At 70.8% G+C, this 19,099-nt stretch carries 18 protein-coding genes, 1 tRNA gene and 2 pseudogenes; 10 read left to right on the forward strand and 11 right to left on the reverse strand.

The genetic code is table 11. From position 1 onward, the window contains the following. Positions 1-221 precede the first annotated feature (221 nt). The gene (locus GEV28_RS15075; protein WP_291412691.1) at positions 222-602 is read right to left on the reverse strand and encodes an SgcJ/EcaC family oxidoreductase; all 381 of its coding nucleotides are present in this window, start codon (positions 600-602) and stop codon (positions 222-224) included. Between the two features lie 93 nt (positions 603-695). Between GEV28_RS15075 and GEV28_RS15080 the strand changes: the two genes are divergently transcribed. Next, positions 696-1,355 (forward strand): hypothetical protein, encoded by a 660-nt coding sequence (locus GEV28_RS15080; protein ID WP_291412692.1) that lies wholly within the window; start codon positions 696-698, stop codon positions 1,353-1,355. A gap of 158 nt (positions 1,356-1,513) precedes the next feature. Here GEV28_RS15080 and GEV28_RS15085 read toward each other — a convergent pair whose 3' ends face one another. Beyond that, positions 1,514-2,089, reverse strand: a complete 576-nt coding sequence (locus tag GEV28_RS15085) for a sigma-70 family RNA polymerase sigma factor (protein ID WP_291412693.1) — start codon at positions 2,087-2,089, stop codon at positions 1,514-1,516. Positions 2,090-2,236: 147 nt separating this feature from the next. Between GEV28_RS15085 and GEV28_RS15090 the strand changes: the two genes are divergently transcribed. Genes GEV28_RS15090 through GEV28_RS15100 form a run of 3 tightly spaced genes read left to right on the forward strand, consistent with a single transcriptional unit; the run spans position 2,237 to position 7,168 of the window. After that, a complete protein-coding gene (locus GEV28_RS15090; RefSeq protein ID WP_291412694.1) occupies positions 2,237-5,017 on the forward strand; it encodes a BTAD domain-containing putative transcriptional regulator in 2,781 nt (926 codons plus the stop codon). Then, the gene (locus tag GEV28_RS15095) at positions 5,014-5,358 is read left to right on the forward strand and encodes a hypothetical protein (protein WP_291412695.1); all 345 of its coding nucleotides are present in this window, start codon (positions 5,014-5,016) and stop codon (positions 5,356-5,358) included. Before GEV28_RS15090 ends, GEV28_RS15095 begins: the two co-directional genes overlap by 4 nt. A 10-nt stretch (positions 5,359-5,368) precedes the next feature. Continuing rightward, positions 5,369-7,168, forward strand: a complete 1,800-nt coding sequence (locus GEV28_RS15100) for a RiPP maturation radical SAM C-methyltransferase (protein ID WP_291412696.1) — start codon at positions 5,369-5,371, stop codon at positions 7,166-7,168. A 16-nt stretch (positions 7,169-7,184) separates the two neighbouring features. Here GEV28_RS15100 and GEV28_RS15105 read toward each other — a convergent pair whose 3' ends face one another. Continuing rightward, positions 7,185-7,967 (reverse strand): class I SAM-dependent methyltransferase, encoded by a 783-nt coding sequence (locus GEV28_RS15105; RefSeq protein ID WP_291412697.1) that lies wholly within the window; start codon positions 7,965-7,967, stop codon positions 7,185-7,187. A gap of 54 nt (positions 7,968-8,021) precedes the next feature. Between GEV28_RS15105 and GEV28_RS15110 the strand changes: the two genes are divergently transcribed. From GEV28_RS15110 to GEV28_RS15130, 5 genes and pseudogenes are all read left to right on the forward strand, one after another. Then, on the forward strand, positions 8,022-8,648 hold the full coding sequence (locus GEV28_RS15110; RefSeq protein ID WP_291412698.1) for a TetR/AcrR family transcriptional regulator: 627 nt from the start codon (positions 8,022-8,024) through the stop codon (positions 8,646-8,648). 142 nt (positions 8,649-8,790) lie between these two features. Then, positions 8,791-9,222: an SRPBCC domain-containing protein gene (locus GEV28_RS15115; protein WP_291412709.1), complete on the forward strand. Its 432-nt coding sequence runs from the start codon at positions 8,791-8,793 to the stop codon at positions 9,220-9,222. Next, positions 9,212-9,598: a metalloregulator ArsR/SmtB family transcription factor gene (locus GEV28_RS15120; protein WP_291412699.1), complete on the forward strand. Its 387-nt coding sequence runs from the start codon at positions 9,212-9,214 to the stop codon at positions 9,596-9,598. The genes GEV28_RS15115 and GEV28_RS15120 overlap by 11 nt, the downstream gene beginning before the upstream one ends. Beyond that, a complete protein-coding gene (locus tag GEV28_RS15125; RefSeq protein WP_291412700.1) occupies positions 9,595-10,383 on the forward strand; it encodes a DUF899 family protein in 789 nt (262 codons plus the stop codon). The genes GEV28_RS15120 and GEV28_RS15125 overlap by 4 nt, the downstream gene beginning before the upstream one ends. 327 nt (positions 10,384-10,710) lie before the next feature. Then, positions 10,711-10,959: pseudogene (locus GEV28_RS15130) on the forward strand (DUF4190 domain-containing protein); the annotation flags it as partial. Positions 10,960-11,025: 66 nt separating this feature from the next. Here GEV28_RS15130 and GEV28_RS15135 read toward each other — a convergent pair. Together GEV28_RS15135 and GEV28_RS15140 are read right to left on the reverse strand one after the other, a co-directional pair. Then, entirely contained in the window at positions 11,026-11,940 is a 915-nt protein-coding gene (locus tag GEV28_RS15135; protein ID WP_291412701.1) for a cation diffusion facilitator family transporter, read from the reverse strand. Between the two features lie 44 nt (positions 11,941-11,984). Next, on the reverse strand, positions 11,985-13,667 hold the full coding sequence (locus GEV28_RS15140; protein WP_291412702.1) for an SDR family oxidoreductase: 1,683 nt from the start codon (positions 13,665-13,667) through the stop codon (positions 11,985-11,987). Between the two features lie 71 nt (positions 13,668-13,738). Here GEV28_RS15140 and GEV28_RS15145 point away from each other — a divergent pair. Further along, positions 13,739-13,811, forward strand: a tRNA-Arg gene (locus GEV28_RS15145). 128 nt (positions 13,812-13,939) lie between these two features. On the opposite strand, the gene GEV28_RS15150 is transcribed toward GEV28_RS15145, so the two are convergent. The 6 genes and pseudogenes from GEV28_RS15150 to GEV28_RS15175 all read right to left on the reverse strand — a co-directional run. Further along, positions 13,940-15,349: a tyrosine-type recombinase/integrase gene (locus tag GEV28_RS15150; protein WP_291412703.1), complete on the reverse strand. Its 1,410-nt coding sequence runs from the start codon at positions 15,347-15,349 to the stop codon at positions 13,940-13,942. Further along, on the reverse strand, positions 15,349-15,531 hold the full coding sequence (locus tag GEV28_RS15155; RefSeq protein WP_291412704.1) for a helix-turn-helix domain-containing protein: 183 nt from the start codon (positions 15,529-15,531) through the stop codon (positions 15,349-15,351). The genes GEV28_RS15150 and GEV28_RS15155 overlap by 1 nt, the downstream gene beginning before the upstream one ends. A 150-nt stretch (positions 15,532-15,681) precedes the next feature. Further along, positions 15,682-17,013: a DUF3987 domain-containing protein gene (locus tag GEV28_RS15160; RefSeq protein ID WP_291412705.1), complete on the reverse strand. Its 1,332-nt coding sequence runs from the start codon at positions 17,011-17,013 to the stop codon at positions 15,682-15,684. Then, positions 17,010-17,579 (reverse strand): DUF2742 domain-containing protein, encoded by a 570-nt coding sequence (locus tag GEV28_RS15165; RefSeq protein WP_291412706.1) that lies wholly within the window; start codon positions 17,577-17,579, stop codon positions 17,010-17,012. Before GEV28_RS15165 ends, GEV28_RS15160 begins: the two co-directional genes overlap by 4 nt. Positions 17,580-17,699: 120 nt before the next feature. Next, positions 17,700-18,827, reverse strand: coding sequence for a hypothetical protein (locus GEV28_RS15170; protein ID WP_291412707.1), 1,128 nt, complete (start codon positions 18,825-18,827; stop codon positions 17,700-17,702). A 43-nt stretch (positions 18,828-18,870) separates the two neighbouring features. Further along, a pseudogene (locus GEV28_RS15175) lies at positions 18,871-19,099 on the reverse strand (hypothetical protein); the annotation flags it as partial.

The raw sequence follows: 19,099 nt of genomic DNA on the forward strand, positions 1-19,099 counted from the left end.
GGCCGAAGATGATCGTGGAGATGTACGTGACGCGATTGTTAAGGGTTTCGGCGACGGTTGGTGACCAGGCGATATGCCCTGGTAACCGGACCCGCCGAACGGAGCAGTCGTTTCCGCCGAACCCGCGAGTCCAACCCCCAGAACCCGCGAGTCCAACGCTCGGGACCCGCGAGTCCAACGCTCGTGGACGTAGGAGCATCTCGCCGGTTCTCGGCGGGGACCTACCCGGCAAGCACCGACGTGTTCTGGCAGGCCACCAGCAGCCAGCGGCCGTCCTCCTCGGACATCACGAACATCGGGGTGCCCTCGCTCCGCTCACCCGCGGTCGTGACCACCTGACGTACCTTCACCGCCGCCACGTCCGGGCGGATGAACAGCGCGTGCACCACCTCGTAGGTGGCCGTCGTGTCCTTCATCGCGCCCGGGAGCACCTGCCGGGTGAACGCCGCGATCTCCGCGCGGCCGGTCAGCAGGCGGCCGTGGCCTGTCGTCCAGATCGCGTCCTCGCGGAACAGGGCCACGAAGGCGTCCACCTGCTCGTTCTGCTGGGTGTGCGCCAGCGCGGCGACCACCCGCTCGATGTCCGGGTGCTCCGTGTCCATGTGCGCCAGCGTGCGACCTCCACCAAACCTGAGGTCAAGCCGGCGCTCCGCGACCGGGATGTATCAGCGCTCGCCCCGACGCCTCTGCGGGGCATGCGAATCACTCGGAAGGTCCCATGGTGGGCCGCCCTGATGGGCCTGCTCGCCATCACGTTGTCGGGCTGCGACCAGCTCGGCGGGGGCGTCACGGCGGGAGGGGTCGAGCCGACGGCCGTCGCCGGTGGCGGTGGCGGCAGTAGCGGCAGTAGCGGTGGCGGGGCCGGCGGCTGCGGCTCGCCCGGGGAGAACGTGCGGCAGCGGCTGCCGGTGCTCGACGGCTCGATCGAGGTCGTCTCCAGGAACCCGTGCGCGCCGTTCAGCGGACTCGCCGGCGATGTCGGGGACCTCATCCCGGAGCCGGATCGGGCTTCCGCCACGGCGAAGGACTTCGTCCACAAGGTCGGTCGGGTGGCCGGCCAGGTCGCCGCCGCGGCCGACCTGGTCGACTGCCTGTACCGGGCCGACCAGCTGGCTGTCCAGATCTACCAGCACGTCGACGCGCGGTGGTCGGTCGGCGTCGTGGTGGTCGTCGGGATCAGCGCCGAGGCGGCCGTCGACGCCGCGTCGTGCTACCTGTTCGACGAGCCGCAGCACGACCCCGGCGTCGACGAGCCGGCCTTCGAACCGTGTCTCGACGGCTCGACGGACGGCGAGTACGCCGTCATCAAGGTCGGCTCGACGGCCGAGATGTGCGACGCCCTCCTCAGTGCCTAGTGTCGCGTGACCCTGAAACCTTTACGCCGCTGCGGCCCGCGCGGCCCCTGGCGGCGTTGGAGAAAAGCCCAAGTACATCCAGTACGAGCGGCTTTCCTCCGTCTTGCCAGGAACCACGTTGATCCACAGCGGACGCAAAGGAACAGGATCACGCGACACTAGTTGGTGTGACAGTGGCGACCGTCGTGCAGCAGCAGGGCCGCGATCGAGGGAACGCGGCGGACCCGCGCCAGGCACCGTTGGCGGGTCGGCCCGATCGCGCCGATCGGCATGCCCAGGCTCGAGCTGATCTCCGCGTACGGCGTCGGCGGGTCGGAGAACAGCAGCGACAGCAGTTCCTTGTCCCGGTCCGGCAGGTGGGTGAGCGCGTCGCGCACGGCGGTGCGCTCCTCCTCCTCGACCAGCGAGGTCAGGAAGGCATCGGGCTCGACCCGGTCGACGTCCTCGTTCGGGATCTGGCGGCCCTTCTCCCGCAGCACCGCCAGGCACTCGCGCCGGCTCGTGGTCGCCAGCCAGCCGGGCAGCGCCTCCGGCTCCCGAATCGTGCCCAGCGAGACCACCAGGCGCAGCCACACGTTCCCGGCGACGTCGTCGGCGTCCGAGCCGGCGAGGCGGTAACCACGGCACACCGAGAAAACCAGCGGAGAATACCGCCGCACGATTTCTCGCCACGCCGGTTCCGCACCACCCGAGGCCCTTTCCAGCAAACCTTTGACAGGCGATTCACACCGCATTTCCGCACTCCCTCTCGAGCACCCCTGCGCTCTTGCGGATTCACGATTTCGCCACGCCCTGCTCGCGGACCTTGCGGCAACCTTGCGGACGGGGCAGTCTCAATAAGTCCGTCGCTGGCAACGCGTCGACCACCGGGGGTCCGCTGGATGGAGTTCCGGCTGTTCGGGGAGGTACAGCTGCGGGTCGGGGGCCGGTCGCTCGACATCGGAACCCCGCGGCAGCAGGCCGTGCTCGCCGCCCTTGCCGTGGACGCCGGCCGGCCCGTTCCGATCGAGACGCTCATCGACCGCGTGTGGGACGACGCGCCGCCGGTCGAGGCACGCAACGTCCTTTACTCCCACCTCAGCCGGATCCGCCGGCTGCTCGCGAGCGGCGGCGGGGCCCGGATCGTCCGGCGCAGCGCCGGCTACGTCCTCGACATCGACCCCGACCTGGTGGACCTGCACCGCTTCGCCCGCCTCGTCGAGCGGAGCAAGACCGCGGACACCGCGCTACGGGCCACCCTGCTCGACGAGGCACTGCGGATGTGGCGCGGCACGCCGCTCGCCGGCGTCCCGGGGGAGTGGGTCGCCCAGGTCAGAGCGGGCTGGCAGCGGCGCAGGCTCGACGCGGCCGTCCGGTGGGCGCACGCCGAGCTGGAGCTGAGCCGGACCGACGCCGTGCTCGCCACGCTGCCCGACCTCGTCGCCGAGCACCCGTTGGCCGAGCCGCTCGAGGGCCTGCTCATGCGTGCCCTGCACGCCGCGGGCCGCGACGCCGAGGCGCTCGACCGCTACGCCGGCCTCCGGCAGCGACTCGCCGGCGAGCTCGGCACCGACCCCGGCCCCGAGCTCCGCGCCCTCCACACCGCACTCCTGCGTGGCGAGCTGCCGGCACCGGCGCCCGAGCGCGGGAGTCCACTCGCGACACCGGCGCAGCTCCCGCCGGACGTGTACGGCTTCGCCGGCCGCGACGCCGAGCTGCGGCTGCTCCACGGCCTGGTCGAGACCGGCTCGAGCGCGGTCCGGATCGCCGCGGTGTCGGGCACCGCCGGGGTCGGCAAGACCTCGCTCGTCGTGCACTGGGCGCACCGGGTCCGCGACCGGTTCCCGGGTGGACAGCTCTACGTGAACCTGCGCGGCTTCGACCCCACCGGCTCACCGGTCACCCCCGCCGAGGCGATGCGGACCTTCCTCGACGCGTTCGAGGTCCCGCTGCAGCGCATCCCGGCCGGCTTCGAGGCGCAGGTCGGCCTCTACCGCAGCCTGCTCGCGAACCGGCGCGTGCTGGTGGTGCTGGACAACGCGCGCGACGTCGAGCAGGTGCGCTCGCTGCTCCCCGGCGCGCCCGGCTGCCTGGTGGTCGTGACCAGCCGCACCCTGCTCTCCGGTCTCGTCGCCACCGGCGCCCGGCCGGTGACCGTCGACCTGCTCGACCCCGGCGAGGCGCGGCAGCTGCTGGTCGGGCAGCTCGGCGCGGACCGGGTCGCCGCGGAGCCGGGCGCGGTGGACGAGATCGTCGAGCTGTGCGCGCGGCTGCCGCTGGCGCTGGCGGTCGTGGCCGCCCGGGCCGCCACCTACCCCACGTTCGCGCTCGCCGACCTGGCCCGCGAGCTGCGCGAGACCCGCGGCGGGCTGGACGAGTTCGCCGGCGCCGACCCCGCAACGGACCCGCGAGCCGTGTTCTCCTGGTCCTACCAGCAGCTCAGCGACGCTGCCGCGCGGCTGTTCCGGCTGCTCGGCCTGCACTCCGGGCCGGACCTCGGCACCCGAGCGGCGGCGAGCCTCGCCGGCCTGCCGGTGGCGAAGGCCCGCCCGCTGCTGGCCGAGCTCGCGAGGGCACACCTCGTCGCCGAGCACAGCCCCGGCCGCTACGCCTGCCACGACCTGCTGCGCGCCTACGCGTCCGAACTGGACCTCGCGCTCGACACCGAGGCCGACCGTCGGGCGGCGACCCGGCGGATGCTCGGCCACTACGTCCACAGCGCCGACAACGCGGACCGCCTGCTCGACCCGCGCCGGGACGAGCCACCCACCCGGACCGCCGTACCGTCCGAAGTGGACCCGGAGCGGATGGCCGACTTCGGCGAGGCGTCGGCATGGTTCAACGCCGAGCACCGGGTCCTGGTCACCGCCGTCCACCAGGACATCGAGCTCGACGCCGAGGTCTGGGACCTGGTGTGGACGATGCGCCGTTTCCTTGCCCACCAAGGACACTGGCCGGACGAGGTCGACGTCCTCCACGTCGCGCTGGCCGCCGCCGAGCGGCTCGGCGACCCGGTGAAGCAGGCCTACGCGCATTGCTACCTCGGCTGCACCTACGTCTGGTTCGAACGGCACGACGATGCCCACCGCGAGCTGACGACCGCGCTGGAGCTGTACCGCGCGGGCGAGGACCTCGTCGGCCAGGCCTATGTCCAGTACTACCTCGCCTGGATGCTGGAGCGTCAGGACCGCAACGTCGAGGCGCTCGCGCACGCCGAGCAGGCGCTGGAGCTCTACCGCTTCGCCGGGCACGCGGTGGGCGAGGCGAAGAGCCTGAACGCGATCGGCTGGTTCCACGCCCTGCGCGGCGACCACCGGGCCGCCATCGGCTTCTGCGAGAAAGCCCTTGACCTGCAGACGAAACTGGGCGACTCGGTCGCCGCGGGCTCGACCTGGCACAGCATCGGCTACGCGCACAACCACCTCGGCGACCACACCCGGGCGATCGCCTGCTACCAGGCCGCGTTCACCCTGTTCCACAACGCCGGCTACCGCTTCGGCGAGGCGCTGGTGCTGCGTTCCCTCGGTGAGTCCTATCGCGACACCGATGACCCCGAGGCGGCGCACATCGCCTGGCAGCAGGCCATCGAGATCTACGACCAGTTGGGCCACCCCGACGCCGACGACGCCCGCGCCAAGCTCGCGAGCCTGAACACCACCACAACCCGAGAGGTGCCGCGATGACCGACCAGACCATCACGCCGGAAGAGATCGACGAGCTGTTCGCCAAGCTCGACGCGTTGAACGAGGGCCTGTCCGAGCCGCAGAAAGCCTTGCTGGCGGCCATTCTCAAGGTCGCGGTGGAGGTGCAGGACGCGAGCGTGCCGGACCCGCGCTCGTTCAGCGAGCAGTTTGCGGCCGCGTTCAAGGCCGGGCAGGCGGACCGGGTCTTCGCGTACGCCCATTTCGCCCAGCCGCCGCAGCCGCACACCGACGCGATCATCCGTTCGCTGACGCCGTCCTCGGCCACACCCGCGGCGATCATCCGCTCCGGACCGGTCGACTCCGACACAGACACCGAGTGACCTGACCGCCATGGCCGACCTGCGCACGGTCCTCGTGTCGATGCCGTTCATGAACGTGAACCGGCCGTCGATCCAGCTCGGGCTCCTCAAGGCGATCGGCGAGGCGCACGGCTTCGGGGTGCGCACGTTGCACGCCAACCTGGACTTCGCGGCCCGGATCGGCCCGGACCGCTACCGGCTCCTCGCCGAGCACTACAGCCGGCTGGTCGGCGAGTGGCTGTTCTCGATCGAGGCGTTCGGCGACGCCGCGCCCGATCGGGAGGCCGGGCTGCTGGCCGAGTTCGGCGAGGAGCTCGGGGTCGTCGGGTCTCCCGACGATCTGCTTCGCATTCGGGAGCACGACGTCCCGGAGTACCTCGACGGAATCGTCGACGGCTTTCCCTGGGACGGGACACAGGTCGTCGGCTTCAGCTCGACCTTTCAGCAGAACACCGCGTCGTTCGCGTTGGCGCGCCGGCTGAAGGAGCGGTATCCCGGCATCGTGACCGTGTTCGGCGGCGCCAACTTCGACGGCGAGATGGGCCGCGAGCTCGTGCGCACGGTCGAGTGCGTCGACTTCGCGGTCATCGGCGAGGGCGACACCGCGTTTCCCCGCCTGCTGTCCGCGATCGCCGAGGGCACCGACCCCACCGGGACTCCCGGCGTAGCCACCCGGGAGACGGCGACCCCGCCGGAGCCGCCGAACGCCCGGCTCGACGACCTGCCCGCGCCCGACTACGCCGAGTACTTCGACCGCGCGGCGACCTTGGAGATCGACACCGACGACGTCTGGCTGCCGTTCGAGTCCGCCCGCGGCTGCTGGTGGGGCGCCAAGCACCACTGCACGTTCTGCGGCCTCAACGGGTCGACGATGGCCTTCCGCGCCAAGTCGCCGCGCCGGGTGCTCGACGAGCTGGCCGGGCAGGCACGGCGGTACGGGAACTTCCGCTTCGAGGCGGTGGACAACATCCTCGACCCGCGATACCTCACGGAGCTGTTCCCGACCCTCGCCGGCAGCGACTACCAGTTCTTCTACGAGGTCAAGGCGAACCTCACCCGGGCGCAGCTCCGGACGCTGGCCCGGGGTGGCGTGACGAGCCTGCAGCCCGGCCTGGAGTCGCTCAGCTCCACCGTCCTGCGGCTGATGGACAAGGGCGTCCGCGCGGCGCAGAACGTGAACCTGCTGCGGTGGGCGCGCTACTACGGGATCAGCGTCGCCTGGAACATCCTGTGGGGCTTCCCCGGCGAGACCGCGGAGGACTACGCGGCACAAGCGGCGGCGGTCCCGCACCTCGTGCACCTGCAGCCACCGGGCAGCGCCAACCAGGTCTCGCTCGAGCGGTTCAGCCCGTTGTACGACGAGCCGGACCGGTTCCGGCTGCCGCCGCCGCGACCCGAGGCGAGCCACCGGCACGTCTATCCATCCACTATGGACATCGGACGGGTCGCGTACTTCTTCGAGCACGAGCCCGCGCTGCCGCCGGCCGCGTACGCGCCGCTGCGCAAGGCGGTGGCGGAGTGGTCCCAGGCCTGGCGGTCGGACCCGCCACCCGCGCTCGTGTATCGGGCCGCGCCCGGCTTCCTGCGGATCTACGACGTGCGCCGGCCGGGCCACGAGGGGACCTACACCTTCCACGACACGCTCGCCGACATCTACCTCGCGTGCAGCGAGCGCCCGACGACGGCCAGGGCCGTGCACACCGCGATCGGCGCGGCCGCGCCGACCGCGGCGATCGAGGACGCGTTCGGCCAGTTCCAGGAGCGCGGCCTAATGTTCCTCGACGGCAACCTCGCGCTGGCCCTGGCGGTTCCGGCGACTCCCGGGCGGTAGCCGGGCGGGCCGGCCGTCACACACAGGTGGCGGTGAAGAGCCATCCGGCGCTGCGTAGCCGGATGCCGTCCGGGTGCCGATGGTTCCGGAGCCCCTCGGCCAGCGCGTCGTGCATCCGGGTCCTGGTGGCATCGTCGACATCGAGGCCGGCCGCGCCCCAGCCGAGGATGAGGGTGGCGGCCTCGGCGGCGGTCCGGCCCGCGGCGATGCGGGTCTCGATCTTCTCGATGCCGGTGTCGGTGAAGCCCGCGGCGGTCAGCACCTCGCGGATGCGGTCGGGATCGGCCAGCGAGGACAGGCCAGGGGCGCCGATCTCGTTGGTGCGGGGCGGCAGGTGGTCCGCCACTGCCGAGCCGAGCACCATCGCGAGGTCGTTCTCCCTCGGGTCGGCCGTGACGGCGCAGGCGAGCCGGCCGCCGGGCCGCAGCGCCGCGCCGATGTTGGCGAACGCGGCGACCGGGTCGGCGAAGAACATCGTGCCCATCCGGCTGATGGCGACGTCGAACTCCTTGGTGGGGAAAGGATGTACCTGCGCGTCGCCCTGCTCGAACGTGATGTTGCGGATGTTCTCCGACCGGGCGGTCCGGCGGGCGTGCTCGAGCAGCGGCGCCGCGAGATCGTTGCCGACCGCGTGGCCCTCGGGTGCGCGGCGCGGCGCTTCCATGGTGGTTCGGCCGTAGCCGCAACCGATGTCCAGCACGCGGTCGGTCGTCCCGATGGCGGCCGCGGCGAACAGCCGGTCGTCGTATCCGCCGCAGATCGTCTCGTAGACGGCCGCGTCGTGGGTCCTGTCGATCATGTGACTCCTTCACTAGAGGACTACTCTAGTTATATTACTATCACGGAGGTGACGATGGCGGGCGGGAAGCGAGCGGCCAAGGCGGCGGCGACGCGGGCGCGGATGCTCGGCGCGGCACGCGCGCTGTTCGTCGGCGGCGGGTACGGGTCGACGTCGATGCAGGCGATCGCCGCGGAGGCGGGCGTGGCGGTGCAGACCTTGTACTACACGTTCGAGACGAAGCGGGCGATCTTGACGGAGCTGCTCGACGTCGAGGTGGCCGGCGACGCCGCACCGGTGGCGACCCTGGACCGGCCGCAGGTGATGGAGGCGATGGCCGCGCCGCCCGCGGACCAGCTGCGCCGCATGGTCGCGATGACGGCACAGGTGCACGCCCGCGTCGTGCCGCTGCTGGAGGTGCTCCGCGCGGCGGCCGCGGTGGATCCCGGGGTCGCCGACCTGTGGCGCACGAACATCGCCCAGCGCCACACGGTCCAGGTCGCGTTCGCCGCCGCCCTGGCCGCGAAGGGCGCCCTGCGTCCCGGACTGAGCGCGGGACGGGCCGCCGACATCGCGCTGGCGGTCCTGTCCCCGGAGACCTACCACCTGCTGGTCCACGAACGCGCCTGGCCGCGGGCGGACTGGGCGGACTGGGCCACCGACGCGCTGACCCGCCAGCTCATCGCCGAGATCGATGGCTGAAGCATCACTCCAGCCGTTCATGCCGTACGGGTGGCCGCCGCCACTGGGTACGACCGCGGTTGCAAGCAAGATCGGCGGCTTGACGCAACCGGCTGGTTGCCTTAATGTGGCAACCGATTGATTGCTACTGGAGGAGGTTGGAATGAGTTTCCCCGATCGCATCGAGCGGACCGTCGAGATAGCTCACCCGCCGAACACGGTGTGGGCGGCGCTGACGACGGCCGAGGGCCTTGGTACGTGGTTCGGCGAGGCCGCGACGATCGATCTGCGTCCGGGTGGCGCTGGTCAGTTGCGCTGGAACGACGGAAACACCGCCGACCTACGGGTGGAACGCGTGGACGAACCGACGACGTTCGGTTTCACCTGGCAGCTTCGCGGCCTGCCCAAGGACGACCCACGCCGCACCTACGTCGAGTTCGTCCTCGAACCCGTTGGCGGCCGAACGCGGCTGACCGTGATCGAGACAGGGTTCGCGCAGCTGCCGGATGTGGCGTACCGCAAGGAGTTCGATGCGCACGTCGAGGGCTGGGCACGAAAACTCGACGAACTGGTCGAGTATCTCGATGCCGCCTGAGATGGAGGCGGTCGCGGAACAGGTCTTCGCCGCGTTGGCCGATCCGACTCGGCGCAACATCCTGGCCGCCCTGGCTGCCGACGGTCCCGCCACGGTCACCGAGTTGGCGAACCGACTGCCGATCACCCGGCAGGCCATCGCCAAGCACTTGGCTCTGCTGTCCGAAGCCGGTCTGGTCACCGCCGAGCCCGGTGAACGACGCCGAGTTCGCTACCGACTGCGCTCCGCGCCGATGCAGGTCGCGCAGCAGTTCCTTGCCGCGCTCGCGCGCGACTGGGACACGCCGCTCGGCGCGTTGGTCGACCACCTCGATCGCGCCGCCGCCAACAAGCCACCACACGACAGGGAACAGCACGAGAGGGAGACAGGAACATGAATGACACCCGCCCGCTGCCACCGGTGGTCGACCGCACCGGTTGGCAAGCCGAAATAGACGCGCTCCGGGTTCGGGAGAAGGCGCACACCCGGGAGGGCGACGCGATCGCTGCGGCCCGACGGCGCCTACCCATGATCGAGGTAGACGCCAACCTCGCGCTGATCGGGCCCCACGGATCGCTCACCCTGCTCGAAGCGTTCGAAGGTCGCCGACAGCTCATCGCCTACTACTTCATGTGGAACCCCGGCCGGCCCGCACCCGAGCAGTGCGAAGGCTGCACCTGGGTCACCACCCAGGTCGCGGAGCGGTCCTACCTTCATTCGCGCGACATCACCTACGCGGTCTTGTGTCAGGGTCCCTACGACGAAAGCATCCGCTACCACGACTTCATGGGTTGGGACATGCCGTGGTACTCAGCACAGGCCTCCCTCGACGAACTCTTCGTCGGGCGCCAAATCGGCCTGTTCCACCTGGTGTGCTACCTACGGGACGGCGACCGCGTCTTCGAAACCTACTGGACGAACGGCCGCGGCGCAGAGGTGATGGACAACAACTACGCGCTCATGGACCTCACCGTGTACGGACGCCAGGAACCGTGGGAGGACTTGCCCCCCGGCTGGCCACAACAGGTGCAAGTCGACGGCAACACGCGGACCAACGGACGCCCCACCGCCCAGTGGTCGCGACTCGAAGCTGGACGCTCTGACAGCCTCACCGACACCGCATCAAGTCAGGCAAGTGGTGGCGGAACACCGCACGGCTGCTGCGCGGGGGGCGAATCGTAATGGCAACGACCAGGAACGCACCCTCGACGTTCGGCGAGCTGGCGTCGGTCTCGACCTGGCCGCCTTGCCGTGGGTGGTCGCGACCTACGCCCTTCCCGCCGCCGGATTCACCCTGCTCTTCGGCCGGATCGCGGACCTTCCATCTCCCGGACGGCCACCCCTGTGGCCGAGGTGGCGCAGACCCGCGCTGTCCGGTTAGGACACTCGCCGGCGCGCGCCGGGTCCGGACCGTTGGACTCGCTGGTCCTGAGTGTTGGACTCGCGGGTTCTGTGCTCGCCGGCAACGACGGCGACGCGGCGGACGAGCGGCCTCCCGCGGCGCAACGACTGGCTGGAGACGGAGAACGGCGACCTGACCCCGTGGCGTCGCCCAGCAACGGGCTCGGCACCACCGGGTTCGTCCTCGGCCTGGTCGGCGCGGTGTTCTCGCCGATCCCCCTCATCGGCGTGGTCGCCTGGCCGCTGGTCGTCCTGGGCGTGATCTTCTCCGCGATCGGGTTGGCCAGGGTGCGCAAGGGTCGCGCCACCAACAACGGCCTGACGATCGCGGGCCTCGTGCTGTCGATCGTCGGCCTGGGTCTGCATCGAGGCCGACACCCGACGCCGGTCCAGGGCTCCCACCCGGACCGGCCGTCGCGGTGTTCACCAGTGGAGCTCGTGGCAGCTCGCCGCGGTCGCCTTCGTCTCGACCTGCAGGGTGGCGTGCTCGATGTGGAAGTCGGCGGCGAGCATCGCCTGGGCCGCGCGCAGCACCTCGTCCTGGTCGGTTCCGGGCGCCACGGTGACGTGCGCCGAGGCGACCTCCATGCCCGAGGTCAACGTCCACACGTGCACGTCGTGCACCTCGCGCACGCCGGGCAGCGCGCACACGGCCTCGGTGAGCCCGTCGACGTCGACCCGCTCGGGGGCGTGCTGGAACAGGATCCGCAGCGAGCGTCGCGCGAGCGTCCACGTGCGCGGCAGCACGAACAGGCCGATCGCGACACCGATGATCGGGTCGGCGTAGCTCCAGCCGAACAGCAGGATGACCGCACCGCTCACCAGGACGCCGAGCGAGCCGAACAGGTCGGCCAGCACCTCGAGGTACGCGCCGCGGATGTTCAGGCTTTCCGCAGATCCCTTGCGCAGCAACAGGAACGAGCTGACATTCGCGGCGAGCCCGAGCAGCGCGACGATGACGACGGTCAGTCCTGGGACCTCGGGCGGGTCGCTGAACCGCCGGACCGCCTCGTACAGGACGTACGCGGCGGCGCCGAACAGGAGGACGGCGTTGGCGAGCGCCGCGAGGACCTCGGCGCGGTAGAGCCCGAAGGTGCGGCTGGGGCGGTGCCGGGCCCGCTTGGCGGCGAGGATCGCGGCGAGCGCGAGGCCGACGCCGATGACGTCGGTGACCATGTGCGCGCCGTCGGAGATGAGCGCGAGCGAGGAGGTCGCGATGCCCGCGGTGACCTCGACGACCATGAACGTCGCGGTGATCGCGAAGGCGGCGGCCAGCCGGCCCACGTAGCGCCCGGAGGCGCTGGTGGTCGTGTGCCCGTGACCCATACCCGGCTCCATTCCTACCGGGTCAAAGTATAGTCATATGCGCATGCATGCAATCTTTACGAGTCGGCCTCACGCGCGACTCGAGTGTCCATCCAGCGGCCTATCGCCCTGGTCGTGGCCGGCGCGAACCGGGCACCGATCGCGCCGATCCGGGCTTCCGGGGTGACCGGCACGACCAGGCGGTTCTCCCGCACGGCGGCGACCACGGCGGCGGCGACCTTCTCCGGCCCGTAGCCGCGCTTGCCGTAGAGGGCGAACGCGCGCTGCTGCAGCTTCTTCTCCTCGTCCGGTCCGGCGCCGGCGAAGCGGGTGGTGGCGGTGATGTTGGTGTGCACGAAGCCGGGGCAGATCGCGCTGACGCCGATGCCGTGCGGGGCGAGCTCGCCGGCGAGGCACTGGGCGAGCATGAGGACGCCGGCCTTGGTCGTGCTGTAGGCCGGCAGCGCGGGGCTCGGGACGTACCCCGCGGCCGACGACGTGATGACGACGTGCCCGCCTTCCTTGCGCTCGACCATCCTCGGCAGGAAGGCGCGCAGGGTGTGGATGACGCCCCACAGGTTGACGTCGAGGACGCGGCGCCAGTCCTCCTCGCTGGTGTCGAGGAACGAGCCGCTGACCCCGATGCCGGCGTTGGCCATGACCAGGTCGGGCACGCCGTGCTCCGTGGCGATGTGCTCGGCGAGCTTGTGCGTGGCCGTCCCGTCCGCGACGTCGAGCTGGAACGCGAGCCCGCCCGCCTCCTCGGCGGTCCGCTCGGCCGCGTCGAAGTCGATGTCGACGCAGAGGACCTCGGCGCCGGCCGCGCTGAGCGCGAGCGCGGTCTCCCTGCCGATCCCGCTGCCCGCCCCGGTGACGAGGGCGAGCTGCCCGGCCATCTCTTCGCGCCGGACCCCGACCCGAGCCCGACGGAGCTCCCTGGTCGGCGGCGCACCGTCCACGTGGTCGGCGAACTCGCCGATCAGCCGCGCGACGGCGGCCGGGTCGGTGCGCGGCGCCCAGTGACCCGCGGCCAGCTCGCGGCGCCACAGGGTCGGGCACCACGGCTCGGCGACCTCGAGCAGCGGCTTGGTCACGTACGGGTCCTGGGTGAGCGCGACCTGCTGGACCGGTAGGTCGATCGTGCGCGGCCCCCCGTTCGTCAGGCGACCGCCCATGTTGGCCCGGTAGAGCTGGACCCCGTTGCTGGCGTCGCGGTACGTGGCGTGGAACTTGCGCCGCAGCCACGGGATCCGCCAGATCAGCTCGGGGATGACGGGCACCTGGAAGGCCCCGATGTACCACGAGTGGGCGACTTGGCGCGCCACCTTGCCCGGCCGCCTCGGCCACCCGCGCATCCAGGCGCCGATCTGGTCCAGGTCGGGCCCGGAGATGGAGGTGTAGGAGCGGAAGAGCCGCTGGTCGAGCGCGGGCCAGCACTGGATGGACCCCCAGTCGTGCCCGACGAGATGCACGGGTTCCGCCGGCTTGACGGCGTCCTTGACCGCCCGGAGATCGGCGTTGAGCGCCTCGATCCGGTACCCGTCCCTGCTCGCCGGCGCCTCCGAGCCACCATGCCCCCGCACGTCGTACCGAACGACGTGAAACCGATCCGCGAGCCGCTCCGCGACCCCGTCCCAGACAGTCGAGTTGTCCGGATACCCGTGCACGAGCAGGACCGTCGTCGCCTGGGGATCCCCCTGCTCGAGAACCGCCAGCCGCACCTCACCCGACTCGACCCAAAGCCGCCGCAACCCGCTCATGCCGATCACGGTAGCCGCCCCGCGATGGCCGGACCGGATACGCTAGGCTCGCCAAGTCGCGAACGCGATGGGCCCTTGTAGCTCAGGGGATAGAGCACTGCCCTCCGGAGGCAGGTGTCGCAGGTTCGAATCCTGTCAAGGGCGCCCCACATCAACCAGGGAAAACGGCCGCTGACCAGCACCAACGGAGCCCGGTCGGAATCCGACACTGTCCGACTGTGTCCGGCTGCCTCGTAGCGTTTACGGCTGTGTGTGCCCAATGCGTGCCCACGCTACGTGCGGTGTCCCAGCGCCTCCTGCACTCGGCGACGTGCCACCACGTCCTGCCCGTACAGGCAGGCGGCATAGACCTCCATCAGCACCGACAGCGAGTGCCCGGCCCACTCGGCAACCGTCGCCGGGTCCACCCCGGCGGTCAACCAGGTGCTCACCGCCGCATGCCGAAGGTCGTAGGGCCGGGCTGCAAGCGGCGTCGCCTGCGCCTCCTCGATCAGCGCACGACGCCGGGCTGCCCGCCACGTGCGGGTGTAGGTGATCATCGGGATCTGTCCACCGCGCTCGCCACGGAACAGTCGGCCATCCTCCCCGAAGCCGTATCGGTTGATGTGCTCCCAGAGCAGTTCCGTCAACTCAGGCGGACACGGCACGGTCCGACCTTCACCGGCCGCGCGGGACTTGAGCTGCCGCTTGTCGCGCGGAGTCCCGGCGTCCGTCCAGCGCGCGCCAACATGTGGCGCCGCCTCGTCAAGGTGAATATCGCCCCACTCGTAGACGTAGCATTCACGCTCGGAATCCCACACGGGTTCCGGGATCGCGAGATTGCGTTTGTTGAGCTCCACAGCTTCCTCCGGCCGCAGGGCCGAGTAGTACATGGTCCCGAAATAGGCCACCAGACGCTTCCCGCTACGTGGTGTATCGCGCACCGCGTTGAGTAGCGTACGTGCCTGAATCGGGTTTGGCACAGCGCGCTTATCCACCTTCCGCTTCCCCTTGGGCATGGCGGTCCACTTCACCCCGGCGAGCGGATTAGCGTCGATCAAACCTTCCTCAACTGCGTAGTCAAGCGCATTCCACAGAACGGAGCGAGTTTTTCGCGCTACCGTCGGTGCGAACGGCTTTCCGTCCAGCCTACGAGTGACGGCGCGCTGCAAACGCCGCAACGTGTCGGGCTCACTCGCCGTTCGCACAGACATTGTGTTACGCGAGCACCAGTCGAGAACCATCCGCACGTCGTCCGGAATCACGCCATTCGTACGAAGTTCTGTGTTGTATCCCCACTGCCGCAACGCGGATCGAATCTCTCCAGCGCGCGTCGCCGAATTTCCGTTCGGCACGAAGACCGATGCAACGCGAATGAGCGCTTCGGCGGTAGTCTGTCGGGCAGTTGCGGCCAAGTCCGGCCACTTCATGTCAACGTACTTGCAGGTGAAGTCATACCAGCTTGCGTCGGTGTCTTTCCGCGCGCGAGAGATAGGCAATCCGGTTGTGGTGTCGAACGCTTCGCCGCTGCGTTGTGCGGACAACAGATCAGATCGAAAGCTGTCTGCTTGCGCATCGCGTTTGAACGACTCCCGGAAGTCTTCCCCGGCAACCTCCCACCGCACTCGATAGCTCGTAACCTTCCCCCGCGCGTTCTTTCGTACCTCGATCTTCCAGATCCGCACCTTGTAGGTCTTGGCCATCAGGCCGCCTCCTCGCGGGAGTCAAGCCAGCGGTCGTACTCGGCGCGGCGGATGCGGATCTCGCCGTTGGGCAACTTGATGCAGCGCGGCGCCCTCTGCTTGGCCCGCCATTCGTAGAACGTGGACCGGGAGATCCCCAGCTCCTCGCAGAACTGCTTGACAGACAGGGCGGCGGTCTTCACGGTTGTGCTCCGTTCTGGCGCCCGTGGCGCCCGTGGTGACGAAGGAAACGAAGGTACGAACTAACGTCCTGACCTGCGGTTTTGTGGTGGACTTTGTTCGTAGGTACGAACAAAGTCGTGGGCGTTTGTGCTGGTGGGGGGCTTGGTTCGTTAGTTCGTTTCCTTCGTTGGGTCGCGGGCGGTGTAGATCTCGGCGGGTCGGCCGCGGCCGGTGGCGGGTGGCCGTGTGGTTTTGGTGATGCGGCCGGTGTGGGCAAGTTGGGTGAGCAGGGTCTCGATCTCGGTGGCTTTCTTGTTGCCGGCGAAGTGGTCGGTGGTGATTTCTTTGCGGGTGCGGCCGGTGGGTCCGGCCTCGGCGATCCAGGCGGCGAGTTTGTTGGGGGTGGCGGTGTCGACGAAGATCGCGCGGGCGGACGCGATGGAGTAGCGGACGAGGGCGGCGGCGGCGGTGAGGTGTTCGGGGCCGATGGCGGGCTGGCCATCCAGCGCGGCGTGGATCGCGGCGATGCGCAGGCAGTTCGGCACGGCGCGGGAGATGAACTGTTCGACCTGGGGGCGTTCGTTGTGGTCGGTGGACAGCTCGACATACAGCGCGCGCCACAGGGTGGCGGCGGGGCCGGTGAACCCGATGGTGCGTTGCTCGGCGCCGAGATCGAGCCGGCCGGCGAGGATGGCGCCGAGCTCGGCGACCAGGGCGGGGTTGGCGCCTTGGGAGAAGGGCAGGAACTTGGACCGGGCGACGGCCAGCGGCAGGAACCGGTTGTAGGTGCCGCCGGCCATGTCGGAGGAGTCCAGGCGGGAGCGGAACTCCTGGGGGGTGATGTGGGCGACGATCCCGACGTGGGAGGACGGTGCGAGACGCTGGTTGACGGTGAGGGTGGACAGGTCCCCGCCCTCCCATGCGGAGCGCAGGATCGCGGAGAGGCTGTTGCCCTCGCGGCGCATCTTGGCCATGACCCCGCCCCATTCGGGTTCGAGGACCAGCAGACGCAGGTCGCGGGTGGGGTCGATGACCCCGTCGATGGCGTCGGTGTCCTCGATCGCGAACCGGGCGGCCAGGCCCTCACCGGAGGACAGCCCGGAGCGCAGGTTGGTGTGCACGAACTCGGTGGCGGCGGCGTCGATGAGCCGGCGGGCGGTGGACCAGCTGGTGCCTTTGCGCCCACTGCTGGTGCGGCCGACGATCAGCGGCCACACCAGCAGTGGGTGCGGGTCGTCGCCGGCCCGCACGTGCGGGCCCTGCCCCATGTGCACGCCGGCGGCGCAGATCAGCGACGCCAGGACCGCGACCGGGTCGGCCTCGCTGGTGTCCTCAACCTTGCGGACCAGGCGTCCGAGGAAGCAGTCGAACACCACCGGGTCCAGCGTGGGCAGTTCGGCGCGGGCGCGGGCGACCTGGGTGCGTGCTTCGGCCTCCGCGGCGTCCACCGCGGCGGGGTCCAGGTTGGGCACGACCCGCAACGGGCGCGCGGGAGTGCTCACGCCGCGCTCCTGCGGCCGACCGGCTGCGCCGGCGGTGCGGCCTGGCCCGGTTGTGCCGCGGGTGCGCAGCTGGTGCAGCGGACCCAGCTCAGGTCGGGCAGCCGGGCGGCGTGCGAGTCGGGCAGCGGGTGGCGCAGGGTGACCGCCGCGCCGCACACGCCGCACGGGGCGGTGCTGGTGAGCTGACGGCGCCGGTCCAGCTCGGCGTGGCTGGGCCCGACGCTGTAGCCGCGGTCGGCCACGTAGCGGGACAGCTCGGCGGAAGCCTCCTTGTGCGCTCGGCGCCACGCGGTCGCGAACGCGTCCAGCTCCGTCCGCAGCCGGTCGGTGACCGCGGCGGGTGTCCCGTCCAGCAGGTAGGCCAGTGCCGGGCGCAGCGCGGCGGCGAGCTTGCGCGGGTCGGTGTCGGCGAGCGTGACCCACGCGGGTGTGCCGAGCTCGGGCACCGCACCGGCCGACTCGAGCGGCGCGAGTAGCCGGACCGACCACGCGCGCACCGCGGCGATGTGCGGGGCGTGGTCGTCCAACCAGGCGCGGACGGCCACAGGATCGGCGGGGTCAGGCAACGGCTGGTGAGGCAACGGCTGGTGTGGCATCGACGTGTCCCCCTTCGGACGGTATGCCTGTGCGGTCGGGCGGTGGTGCGTGGCGCGGCACGGACCGAGCAAGGTCGGCTCACTGCGTGCTCACGCGGGGACCTCCTCACTGAACAGCGTCGCGCCCGCCGGCGGGCGCGACGTGTCGTGCTCGGCTCGAGGGTGACGCGACGCGTCGTGCAGGACCTGGCGCGACGCGTCGGCCCGGTCCTGGTGTGCCGGGTCCGGCGGGGCGGCCCGGTTGGGCGGGTTGGGGTGGGGTTGGGTGAAGGTGTGCCAGGCGCGGGTGACGGCACCGGAGCCCGGGAACAGGTCGTCCAGGGTGTCGCCGGGCGCGGCGCCGAGCAGGTCGAACAGCCAGCGGCAGAACGCGGCGGGTTTCGCGCCGATGACCCGGCCGGGGAGGGTGGTCATCGGGGACACGCCGTGCACGAGGGAATCGGTGCGCCGCGTGGTGCGCGCGGCGGGGTCGGCGGGTCGGCCGCGGTGGTAGATCACCGGTTCCCAGGCGTTGAGCGGCCACCGGCTGGTGTTCGGTCGTTCCCCGCGGTGCCAGGCAGCGACCCGGATCCCGGGCGGGCAGAGCGCGAGTACGGCCGGCAGCGCGGCGGCGGAGGTGGACAGCGCCCATCCGTCGTAGGTCGACAGGCGACGGATCAACTCGGTGTGGTCGACCTCCCCGGCGTAGTCGGGGTGCCCGCGGTACAGGTGCGCCTTGCCCGGATACGGCGGGTCGGCGTAGGCGAGGCGTAGCGGCCGGCCGGGCTCGACGGCTACGCCCCGCAGCGGCGGGCGGCCCACGGTGCGGCCGAACCGGTGTCGGGCTTGGCGGCAGCGCACCGAGCAGCACACCGCGTCCCGACGCGCACCGGCCGGGATCGGCCCCTCACACCACGCACACACCCGTCGCGGCTGGCCAGGACCGACGCGTCGGGTGTCGCCGGCGGCACACGACATGTCCCCGTCACGGGCGACGCCCCCGGTGTCGACCCGTCGCGCCTGCAGCGCCGGATCCGAGCACGACGCGTCGTGCTCCGCCGCGGCGGAACGCGACGGAAGGCCGGTGGGGGTGAGGTGTCGTGTGCCGATCGTGGCGTCGACACGCGACGCGTCGTGCCCGCCGGCCGCGACGGCGGGTGCGGTCGGGGTTGGGGTGACGCCCGGCGGGTCAGCGTCGGGTGGGTCAGCGTCGGGTGGGTCAGTGTGTGGGTGGGTCATGGCGTGGTCCTCCACAGTGGCCGGCGCAGGGATGCGGGCAGGTTTACGGGTTGGGGTGGAAGAAGGTGATGAGGTGGTTGGCCTGCCCGCCGATGCGCAGCGCCGCGGTGCGTTCCTCGGGGGTCATCCGCTCTTGGTCGTCGTCCGGGGCGATGATGATGTTCGGGACGTGGTTGAGCCGTTGGAGCGCGGCGTCGACGGTGGCGCGGTCGAGGTCGGGGTGCAGCGCGGCGCGGAGGTTGGCGAGGTTGATGTAGTCGTTGGTCCAGCGC

The sequence above is a fragment of the Actinophytocola sp. genome (assembly GCF_009379765.1).
Lineage (GTDB): Bacteria > Actinomycetota > Actinomycetes > Mycobacteriales > Pseudonocardiaceae > Actinophytocola.